Source organism: uncultured Campylobacter sp. (assembly GCF_938041645.1).
Classification (GTDB): Bacteria; Campylobacterota; Campylobacteria; order Campylobacterales; family Campylobacteraceae; genus Campylobacter_B.
The window spans coordinates 1-9,685 of the sequence record NZ_CALIST010000036.1 but is presented as its reverse complement, the minus strand read 5'-3'; the positions used below and the strand labels follow the sequence as shown (position 1 = coordinate 9,685).

The following is a 9,685-nucleotide window of genomic DNA, read 5'->3' as shown; positions in this document are numbered from 1 at the left end:
TTTCACGTCGTTTTCGTATTTTTGCACCACCATCGCCGTGAAAAAAAATCCGATCAGCGGCGGCAGCCCCCTATACACCGCACTTAGAAGCAGGTAAAAAAGAACCCCCGCGCTAAAAAGCGTGTCCGCTATAACGTATAGATAAGTGCGATTTCGTTGCATACCGGAAACTTTTTGCATTTAATACAATCGGCCCAAATTTTTTGCGCGGGCAGCTCATCCTTTGGGATTTCGGTAAACCCCAGCCGCTCGAAAAATTCCTTTTGATAGGTGAGCGTAAATACGCTTTTCAGCCCGTAAAATTTCGCTTCGCTGAGCAGCTCGTTTACGATAGCTCTGGCAATGCCGCGCCTGCGAAACTGCGGAGCGACGATGAGCGAGCGCACCTCGGCAAGATCTGCGTTAAAAATTTTAAGCGAAGCAAAGCCCGCTAAAATTTCGGCTTCTTTTAAGCACTGCGATTCGTGGGGCTGCGAACGTTCGGTTTGAAAAACGCCCGCTTCTTGCGAATACTCGCTCCGTAAAATTTGCTCTTTGCCCGCTTGCGCACGCCCCGCCCCGGATATAGCTTGCAGCGCGCTATTTTGTGGCATATCTCTTTGCGACGCAAAATTACCCGCGGCATTTTCGGCGGAATTTTCAGAAGTAATTTCGGCAAAATTTTCGGCAGAGCTTTGGATTAAATTTAAATCGGCATTGCGCGCTAAATTTAAATCGGAATTCTCTTTAGAATCAAAGCTCGTATCCGCCTTAGAATCGCAGCCGAATGCCAGCACGTATGAGCGAATATGAGCAGCAATCTCATCGCTTTCAAGCGGCAAAATCACGCCGTTTTGAACCTCCTCTTTTACGAGCTCCTGCATACGTGAAATGTCGCAAAGGCGCGCCTTTTTTAGCCATATCATCTAAAATTTTCCCTAATCTTTGCGCGATTTTCGCGGCGCATTTTATATCCGCTGAATTTAATTATTTTGAAATTCTGCGCCGCTAAATTTAACGTATTTAAATTTAGAAATTTCATAATCCAAACGCCCCTCGCACGATGATTTCGCGCGCTTTTTGCAGCCCGCCGCCCTTTAGCGTCGAGACCAAAACGGCCTGCGGATCGTGCCTCAAAAGCTTTGCGCGCTCGCTTTGGTTGAGCTTGTCGGCTTTGGTGTAGAGCCTCACAACCTTTTGATCGCCGCGCAGAAAACTAGCGAGATAGTTTTGCAAATTTTTATCTATCGTAAGATCAAACTGCCTCGCGTCGATGAGATGGACGAAAAGCTTGATATTTAGGCGCTCTTTGATGAACTCGTCGAGATTTTTTTGCCAGATATAATACAGTTTTTTAGAAACCTTGGCATACCCGAACCCCGGCAGATCCACGAAGATCAAAGAGATATTTTCCTCCAAGCTCGCAAGATCCGAAAAAGCGGGGTTGCCCGCTAAGCTTAGCGCGGATCTACCTGTAAAATTTAATTCAGAGCTTTGCGCGGAATTTGACGTAAAACCTGCCGCAAGATCTGTCTCGCGATCCGATCTAAAATCCGCCGAGGCACTTTTTAAATTTAAAATAGAATTCTGCTTGGAATTTTGCGCAGACGCCGCAGCGTCCGCGCGCTCTTGCACGCAATTTGCAGCCGAGCTTAAAGCCTCTTTGCTCGCTAGATCGGGCGACGTTTCATTTTGCGAGCCGTCCGAGTCTGCGGCAAGCTTTTGTTTAAATTTAACCTCAAAAAAATTTATCAGCTGCGTTTTACCAGGCGTCGAGCTTGATTTGGCTAGATTTTTGCGCCCGGTAAGCGCGTTTATCAGGCTGCTTTTGCCGACGTTGGAACGCCCCAAAAACGCCACTTCGCTCATCGCAAACTCGGGCGCACCCGCGATATTTGCGGCGGAGGTGATAAACTGCGCGCTGCTAGGATAGATCATTTGTTTTGATCTTCGACCTGAAAGATCAGACGCACGGGCTTTTTCTCGCCGCCGCCGCTTTTTACTTCGTAGGTGCCCTTTTGGCGATTTACGATGATCTTATCGCCGTAAACCTCCTTTTTGGTCTCGGCCTCGTGCAGATAGGCGTTGTTTTCAAGCGTGTAAGCCTCGATGGTCGGATCGTAGGTCAGTACGCCGCCCTTGCCGTCGTAATGCTTTTGATTGAGTAAAATTTTAAAATTTGCATTTCCCGTCGCGACGTATTTGGTAGGCTGGCGCTTGGCGTCGAAGTAAATCGTCACTTTATCGGAATTTAGCGTATCGTAAGCGCCCTTTTTGATATGAACGTTGCCCGTCAGCACGCTGATCTGCTTGATCTCGTCGGCGAAAAAATTATCCGCCGTGACCTCGACCTGCTCCTGCGCGGCGCTAAGAGTAGTAGCGCTAAAGCTAGTAATTAGCGCGACTGAAAGTATTAGTTTGTGGAGTTTTGATCTTTTATTAAATACCATGCGTGGATTCCTTTTGAGTTTGTTTGTTTGGTTTTGGTGTCGTAGCTTATGCTTGCGCCCGTGATACGGTCGCCGCCTTGGCGCAGCACGTACGGCACGTCGGAGCGGACGATCTTGCTGCTCGTATCGTAGATGATCTCTTGCGCCGTGTAATCAAAGCCTCTGCTATTTACGTAATGCGCGTCGCCGTTAAATTTTATCAGCTCGCCGGCGCGCGTCGCGGTCTTTGAAACCAAAGTGTGATTTAGATCCGCGCTAATCTCCTCGGCTTTAAAATTTACAAACTCGTCGCGATCCTTATAGCGCGTGCCGCCGTCCGCGGTAAATTTAGCATCCACGCGCTCGCCGATCTGATAATCGACAATCTTTTTCATCTCCATATTCGCAATGCTTAGATCTTGCCTAAACATATCGCTAAAATACGGCGTCTGCACGCTTAAAAACACCATCGCGACGCAAAAGATCGCAATCGCGACGTAGAAAATTTTTATCACCATCGCTCGGCTCCTTTTGATCTGCGCGGAATTTCGCCCCTCGCAGGCATTCTCACGCGCGCTTGCGAAACTACAGCCATTTGCTATTCCACTCTTCGCGCATGCCGTTTTTATCGACGAGTATTTCGATCATCTCGCGCACCGCGCCGCAGCCGCCGTTTTTGCTTAGCGCGACGTCTGCTTTTAGCGAGCTTAGCGCATCGGCGGGCTTGAAGCTGATCGCGACCGCATTTAAAAGCTTCGCGTCGTTTATATCATCGCCGATCGCGGCGGCCTCATCGAAGCTTAGGTTAAAATTTTTTAAAATTTGCTCCGCCCTTGAGAGCTTGTCTTTTTCGCCTTGAAAGAGCGTATCGATCTTTAGCTCACGCGCGCGGTTTGCGACGATTTGCGAGCTTTTGCCGGTGATGATCGCGACCTTTAGCCCCAGCCGCTGCCACTCCTGGATGCCGAATCCGTCTTTTACGTTAAATTTTTTCATCTCTTCGCCGCCGTTTGAATGATACAGCCCGCCGTCGCTAAGGCAACCGTCTACGTCTAAAAATATGATCTTTATCACTTCGTTTTCCGTTTTTTGAAATTTTGTGATTTTAACGAAATTTGGCTGAATTTTTGGCAAACGCCGTATAAATTTAAGCCGCGATCTTAGCCCTTAATTGGCACGTAGCCGCTATTTTCGATGATGCTTTGCCCCTGCGGCGAAAGGATCCAATCTATCAAGATGCGGATATTTTCGTTTTTGTTATTTTCGTCGTAAACCGCGTAAATTTCGGCTACGAGCGGGTATTTGCGGCTAGAGATATTTTCTTTATTCGGATACGCGCCGTTTAGGCTAAGCATCTTCACGCCGCCTTTTTGCACGATCCCCTCGACGTAATATCGAAACGAAAAGCCGATTGCACTACCGAAAAAGCCTGTGATCTTGCGCTTAGGCTGCGTCTCGCCCATAAATTTTAAAAACGCGCTCTGGCTGCCGCTGCCCGCGTTTCGCTGCACGGCATCTATTCGCATGCGCTCGCCGCCGAGCTGCGACCAGTCGCTATATTGCCCAGAATAAATTCCTCGCACCTGATCCACGCTTAAGCTTGAAACTTTGTTATTCGCATTTACGATAAAGACGAACGCCTCCAGCCCGATCGGCACGAAGCGTAAGTTTGCGCCCTTTTCGCGCGCGTAATCAAGCTGCTGCTTTGAAGGGGCGGCGACAAAGATCAGATCCGCCTCGCCGTCGCTTATGGCCTTGTATGCGCCGCGAGTGTTGCTAAATTTAAGCCTGCTAACACTCGTGAAATTTTGCCCGTCAAATTTCACGCTTTCTTTGGGATAGTTTGCCGCGACGAATGCCGAAAATACGGGATATAAAGCCGCTGCGCCGTCGATTATCGGCAGATCGCCGCTAAGTTTTAAGCCGGAGCTGGCGCGCACGATCTGCGAACCCTGCTCAAACGGCAGGAATTTATGCAACTCGATCGATTTAGCCTGCATCTCGGCGCTGCTTTGATTTACGTATCGCTTCACGACGAGGCTGTAAAATGCAAAATCGAAAGCCGCAAAGCTAAGCAGCAGCAAAATGACGATAGATGTGCGCTTCATCTTAGTTGCCGTTCGCGATATAGGAGATGATCGAGCATTTGCTCTGCAGATACAGCGCCGCTGCAGTTAGCGCGCAAACGCTGATCGCCCAAGCCGTCAATATTACGGCGATCGTTTTTTGAAAAATTTCATCGCTCATTTATGCCTCACATATGCGCAAGCGCGCTATTAAGCAGCCATAAAAAGCCGGCTAAGACCGCCGAAAAGATTATGAACAAAAACGCGCAGAGGATCAGAAGATTTCTAATCTTTCTGCGGCGCTCGGGCTCGCTTTTAGCAGATTTAATAAATTTTACCAAATACACGATGAGGCAAATAAACGAAATTATCGGCAGCGCGATCAAAACCGAGATCGAGATGAATAGATCCGGCAGCCACTCAAAATATACCAGCGGAGCAAGGGTGCACAAAAACGCAACCGTCGAAATAATTAGAAATTTTTTATCTCTTTTATGGCGCTCCGGCTCGTCTTTTGATCTGATAAATTTAATCAAACACACGATAAGCCAAACAAAGCAGATCAAAAACAGCACATTTAAAATCTCCATAAGCGATCCGAAATTATTCATCTTTTACCTTTAAATTTTAATATGCAAAGCGGCGGTTTAGCGCTCCGGCAGTGCGAAATTTCATATAGTATAGTTCGCGGTTTTCGCGGCGGGCGCAAATGCACCGCCAGCGCAAGCGGTCTTAATAAAGCGGCGCGCTTTGCCAGAGCAATGGCGAAATTTTGCAAATTTAAAGCGGCGGCGAGAGTAAAATTTCAAACGCCGATAAAATTACAAAACCGCGAATTGCTAATTTTGCTAAATTTAGCGCGCATTTGCCGCTATAAAACGCCCTTGGTGCTAGGCACGCCAGCGCGCTCGTTGATACTTATCGCGCGGCGGAATGCGACGGCAAACGCCTTAAACGCGGCCTCTGCGACGTGATGCAGATTTTCGCCGCGGATCTGGCTTAGATGCAGCGTTAAATTTGCATTGAAAGCCAGAGCGCGGAAAAATTCCTCCACGAGCTCGGCGTCGAATTCGCCGATCTTACCGTGCTTCAGGCTCGGGCAATCAAATACCAAAAACGCGCGGTTGGAAAAATCAAGCGCGGCGCTTACGGCGGCTTCGTCCATCACGACGACGCTATCACCGAAGCGCTCGATGTTTTGTGCGGGATAGATCGCCTCTTTGATCGCGCTTCCGAGCACGATGCCGCAGTCCTCGACGCTGTGATGAAAATCAACCTGCAAATCGCCCTCGCAGCGTAGGCTCAGATCGATCCACGCGTGCTTGGCAAATGCACTAAGCATATGATCGAAAAAACCGATGCCCGTTTGTATCTGCACCGCGCCGCGCCCGTAAAGCTCCAGCTCAAGCTCAATTTTAGTCTCTTTCGTAGCCCTATTTTTGCTTATCATCGCGCAATCCTTAAAACTAAATTTTGTTTGAAATCTATCTAAATTTCACTAAATTTCGGTTAAAATTTCGGCCAGCTTTTCGGAATTTACGCTGCCGATCTGGCGCAGGTTCGCAATCTCGGCGCCCTCTTTAAAAAACAGAATCGTAGGCGGGCCGAATACGTTGAAATGCGCTTTTATCACCCTATTTTGCTCGCTATCTTCGCTAAGATCGATCTTTAAAAGGCTAAATTTATCAAGAGTGCCCGCAAGAGCGGGATCCGCGAACGCTCGCTCGCTCTGCTCGCAATTTTTACACCAGCTAGCCCAAAAATCCACTATCACGGGCTTTTTGGAATTTTCTATTTCGCCGCGCAGCTGCGCCAGATCGTGCACAAACGAAAAATGCGCGCCGCTTAAATTTTTAGCGCGAGAAATTTCGCCCGCTTGCAAGCTCTCGCCGCCCAAGCCGCCCCAGGAATATCTCGCATTTTGCGGGATTAGATTACCAAGCGGCCTGGAAAAATCTTTCGCACCGCTGGCAAAGCCCGCGAGCAGTAGCGCCGAATATAGAGCGATTACAAGGGCTAAAGCGCGCTTGATGCCACCCGCGCCGCCGTCGAATAGCCCCAAAAATCCTGCGAAGATCGCGCCTAAAACCGCGTAAATCAGCAGGCTTAAATTTTCGCCGATGAGCGTGCGCGAAATCCATACCGCCGTAAAAAGCAACAAAAAGCCGAAAATTTTAGGCACCGCCTCCATCCAAGCTCCGGGTCTAGGCAGTGCGCCGCCGAGCCCTACCACAAGGAGTAGCGCGCCGCTTCCGAGCCCCAGCGCAAAAAGAGCCGCCGCGCCCAGCAGAACGTCGCCGCTGCCCGCGATATAAACGAGCGCGCCCGCAAGCGGAGCGGAGATACACGGCGATACGACGAGCGCCGAGATAAGCCCCATCGAAAAAACTCCGATCAGGCCGCCGGCATTTTCGCTTTTGCTATTTAAGAAGCTTTGAAAGCGCGCAGGCAAGCGAATCTCGTAAAATCCAAACATCGAAAACGCGAGCGCGGCGAATATGAGCGAGGTTAGGATCAGTGCGGGCGGAGTTTGCAGCAGGCCCTGTAAATTTTGCCCAAAAACCGCCACGAAAGCTCCTAAAATCGCATACGAGCTCGCCATCCCGAAAATATACGCGAGGCTTACGGCTAGGCTTTTTTTCGCGCTCGGCTTCGAGGAAGTTTTCGCCACGATGATCGACGAGAGGATCGGGATGAGCGGATAGACGCAAGGACTTAGCGAGAGCAGCACGCCGTAGCCGAAAAACAGCGCGATCGCCGCGATGAAGCTCTTGCCGCTAAGAACATTTAAAATTTTATCCTGCTCGGAGATGGAATTTGCGCCGCGAGAAGTTTTTGGCGCGGAGGTTTCGTCGGAATTTACTGCAGCGCTTTCCGCCGAGCTCGCCGCGGAATTTCCCGTCGCGTGCGAGCTTGCCTCAAAATTTGCCGCGGCGCCCGAAGCTGCGGTATTGCTTTCAAAATTTAAAGCCCTGCTCTGCGTGCCCGCGGAAGCCTGCGCAGAATTTGCGCCTTTTCGATATTTTTTCAACTCGGAGTTTGAAATTTTACCGATCTCATAGCCCTCCGCCGCGCGCTTGAAGCTAAAGCCGAACTGCTGCGGCTGGTAGCAAAAGCCCGACTTCGTGCAGCCCAAAAAATCGCCGTTAAGCACAAAATCATCGCTGTCTGCGGCATTTGCGAGTACGAGGCCTAAAGGCACGACGATGCTAAATTTACCCTCGTAAATTTTATAATCCTTGTATTCGGTCGCGGCGGGCAGATTTATTAAATTCGTCACCTCCGCGCCGTCAGTGAAAATTTTTATCTCGTTTTGATAGAGATAGATCCCGTCCGCGATATCAAAGCTTAGCGTTACGCTACCACTTTGCGCCGTCGCGTCAAGCTTGAACGCATCGGAAGGTTTTAAGGGCTCGGCACCTAAACCCAAGAGAAAAAATGCTACTAAAATCAGCGATCTGATCAAATTTTATCCTTTGAAATTTTTTTCTACATTCTAACGTAATAAGTATGAATTTATAGTGTAATCTAAAGAACTTTTTTGTAAAATTCCTTAAAATTTTTAGGAGGCGATATGAGCAAAGAGATCAAAACCGAAACGGGCGAAATAGCGCTGAAAGAGATAGAATTTAAAAGCTCAAAGTACGAAAAAATCTCGTTCAAAGACTACGAAACGCTGCTTGAGAGATACCAGATCGAGCTTTTGAAGCTGCAAAAATTCGTAAAAGAAAAGGGGCTAAAAATTTTGATTTTGATGGAGGGGCGCGACGCGGCGGGTAAAGGCGGCACGATCAAGCGTTTAACCGAGCACCTAAATCCACGCGGATGCCGCATCGTAGCGCTCGAAAAGCCGAGCAACGTCGAAAAGACGCAGTGGTACTTCCAGCGCTACGTCGCGCACCTACCCAGCGGCGGCGAGATCGCGATCTTTGACCGCAGCTGGTACAACCGCGCGATGGTCGAGCCGGTGATGGGCTTTTGCACCCACGCCGAGCATAAAGATTTCCTGCGCCAAGTGCCTAAATTTGAGGAGCTTTTGGTAAGTGCGGGGATAATTTTGTTTAAATTTTACTTCTCAGTCTCCAAAGAGGAGCAAAAAAGGCGCTTCGAATCGCGCCGTGCCGATCCGCTGAAGCAATATAAACTCTCGCCGGTGGATGCGAGATCGCAGGAGCTGTGGAATCAATACACGCTCGCAAAATACTCGATGCTGCTCGCTTCAAATACCGAGTTTGCGCCGTGGACGATCCTAGATAGCAACGACAAAAAGATCGCGCGGCTAAACGCCTTCCGCTGCATCCTCTCACGCATAGACTATCCCGAAAAGATCGATGCAAAGGAGCTTGCGGTGGATCCAAACCTCGTGCGAAACGGCGCCAGGGAGATAGTGCTAATGGAGGATAGCCAAAAAAGCGAGGCTTGGCGCAAGCTGGAAAGCCCCTCCCGCAAGAACAAGAAGGATAAGAAAAAGGGTTGAATCTTGCCAATGAAGATTACTCGCTAGGGAGGCTTGCTAGGAATTGCTTCATTAGGGATTTATTTCCTAATATATAGAAACGCATTAAATTCTATGATTGTGCACCTCAAGATTCTTTGAAATTCTATCTAATGGGATGGAATTCTACACAACGCCACGGGCTACGTGATGAAGTATATCACGTTTCAATTCCTAATGGAATAGAATTCTACCTCGTCGCTTGCTTTTCTCTGCGGCTGTCGTTCATAGTTTCAATTCCCAACGGGATGGAATTCTACCAAATACTGCAGGGCGAAGCTTGCGCAGTTTCAGTTCGTTTCAATTCCCAACGGGATGGAATTCTACGATATGGAAATGGAAATTGCATTGTGGATCATTGGTTTCAATTCCCAACGGGATGGAATTCTACTTTAACCTTGTCGGTAACCCCGAGTTTGGTGATAATTTCAATTCCCAACGGGATGGAATTCTACGATAGGTCTTTTATTAAAGGGCTCGATCCAAAAAATTGTTTCAATTCCCAACGGGATGGAATTATACTTTCACCGGGCCCCTCCGCTTCATCATATACGGACTGTTTTAATTCCCAAAGGGATGGAATTCTACTTAAAGGCTCTCGTATCCATTAAAGATAGCATTATGATGTTTCAATTCCCAGTGGAATAGAATCTTGCCTACTATAAAATTTTAAAAGTAATAATAAAAGTAATAAAAAGACTTTTGTTTCAATTCCC

The 9,685-nt window shown here is 48.5% G+C and carries 11 protein-coding genes and 1 CRISPR repeat array; of the genes, 1 reads left to right on the top strand and 10 read right to left on the bottom strand.

Features of this window, described 5'->3' with window-relative positions; genetic code table 11:
* Positions 1-128: 128 nt before the first annotated feature.
* The 10 genes from Q0600_RS05635 to dsbD form a co-directional block, all read right to left on the bottom strand.
* Complete coding sequence (locus Q0600_RS05635; protein ID WP_298757907.1) at positions 129-905, bottom strand: GNAT family N-acetyltransferase; 777 nt, start codon at positions 903-905, stop codon at positions 129-131.
* A 112-nt stretch (positions 906-1,017) separates the two neighbouring features.
* Positions 1,018-1,917 (bottom strand): GTP-binding protein, encoded by a 900-nt coding sequence (locus Q0600_RS05630; RefSeq protein ID WP_298757905.1) that lies wholly within the window; start codon positions 1,915-1,917, stop codon positions 1,018-1,020.
* Complete coding sequence (lptA, locus tag Q0600_RS05625) at positions 1,914-2,429, bottom strand: lipopolysaccharide transport periplasmic protein LptA (RefSeq protein WP_298757902.1); 516 nt, start codon at positions 2,427-2,429, stop codon at positions 1,914-1,916. Before lptA ends, Q0600_RS05630 begins: the two co-directional genes overlap by 4 nt.
* Positions 2,393-2,926 carry an LPS export ABC transporter periplasmic protein LptC gene (gene lptC, locus Q0600_RS05620; RefSeq protein WP_297944378.1) on the bottom strand — a complete coding sequence of 178 codons (534 nt, stop codon included), beginning with the start codon at positions 2,924-2,926 and terminating at the stop codon, positions 2,393-2,395. Before lptC ends, lptA begins: the two co-directional genes overlap by 37 nt.
* Positions 2,927-2,993: 67 nt before the next feature.
* Entirely contained in the window at positions 2,994-3,482 is a 489-nt protein-coding gene (locus tag Q0600_RS05615; protein ID WP_177389116.1) for an HAD-IIIA family hydrolase, read from the bottom strand.
* 86 nt (positions 3,483-3,568) lie between these two features.
* Entirely contained in the window at positions 3,569-4,516 is a 948-nt protein-coding gene (locus Q0600_RS05610; protein WP_298757899.1) for a substrate-binding domain-containing protein, read from the bottom strand.
* Between the two features lies 1 nt (position 4,517).
* Positions 4,518-4,655 carry a hypothetical protein gene (locus Q0600_RS05605; protein ID WP_297881384.1) on the bottom strand — a complete coding sequence of 46 codons (138 nt, stop codon included), beginning with the start codon at positions 4,653-4,655 and terminating at the stop codon, positions 4,518-4,520.
* A 7-nt stretch (positions 4,656-4,662) separates the two neighbouring features.
* Positions 4,663-5,085: a hypothetical protein gene (locus tag Q0600_RS05600; RefSeq protein ID WP_298757896.1), complete on the bottom strand. Its 423-nt coding sequence runs from the start codon at positions 5,083-5,085 to the stop codon at positions 4,663-4,665.
* Positions 5,086-5,345: 260 nt separating this feature from the next.
* Entirely contained in the window at positions 5,346-5,924 is a 579-nt protein-coding gene (gene hisB / locus Q0600_RS05595; RefSeq protein WP_298757893.1) for an imidazoleglycerol-phosphate dehydratase HisB, read from the bottom strand.
* Positions 5,925-5,972: 48 nt separating this feature from the next.
* Complete coding sequence (dsbD, locus tag Q0600_RS05590) at positions 5,973-7,940, bottom strand: protein-disulfide reductase DsbD (protein WP_298757890.1); 1,968 nt, start codon at positions 7,938-7,940, stop codon at positions 5,973-5,975.
* Positions 7,941-8,048: 108 nt separating this feature from the next.
* On the opposite strand from dsbD, the gene ppk2 reads away from it, so the two are divergent.
* A complete protein-coding gene (gene ppk2 / locus Q0600_RS05585) occupies positions 8,049-8,951 on the top strand; it encodes a polyphosphate kinase 2 (protein WP_298757887.1) in 903 nt (300 codons plus the stop codon).
* 118 nt (positions 8,952-9,069) lie between these two features.
* Positions 9,070-9,625: a CRISPR direct-repeat array (repeat unit 30 nt; unit sequence GTTTCAATTCCCAACGGGATGGAATTCTAC).
* Between the last annotated feature and the right edge of the window lie 60 nt (positions 9,626-9,685).

Bases quoted from the DNA above. Each gene is read 5' to 3' on its own strand.
- Q0600_RS05635 (WP_298757907.1), bottom strand. From the start codon at position 905: ATGATATGGCTAAAAAAGGCGCGCCTTTGCGACATTTCACGTATGCAG.
- Q0600_RS05630 (WP_298757905.1), bottom strand. From the start codon at position 1,917: ATGATCTATCCTAGCAGCGCGCAGTTTATCACCTCCGCCGCAAATATC.
- lptA (WP_298757902.1), bottom strand. From the start codon at position 2,429: ATGGTATTTAATAAAAGATCAAAACTCCACAAACTAATACTTTCAGTC.
- lptC (WP_297944378.1), bottom strand. From the start codon at position 2,926: ATGGTGATAAAAATTTTCTACGTCGCGATTGCGATCTTTTGCGTCGCG.
- Q0600_RS05610 (WP_298757899.1), bottom strand. From the start codon at position 4,516: ATGAAGCGCACATCTATCGTCATTTTGCTGCTGCTTAGCTTTGCGGCT.
- Q0600_RS05605 (WP_297881384.1), bottom strand. From the start codon at position 4,655: ATGAGCGATGAAATTTTTCAAAAAACGATCGCCGTAATATTGACGGCT.
- Q0600_RS05600 (WP_298757896.1), bottom strand. From the start codon at position 5,085: ATGAATAATTTCGGATCGCTTATGGAGATTTTAAATGTGCTGTTTTTG.
- hisB (WP_298757893.1), bottom strand. From the start codon at position 5,924: ATGATAAGCAAAAATAGGGCTACGAAAGAGACTAAAATTGAGCTTGAG.
- ppk2 (WP_298757887.1), top strand. From the start codon at position 8,049: ATGAGCAAAGAGATCAAAACCGAAACGGGCGAAATAGCGCTGAAAGAG.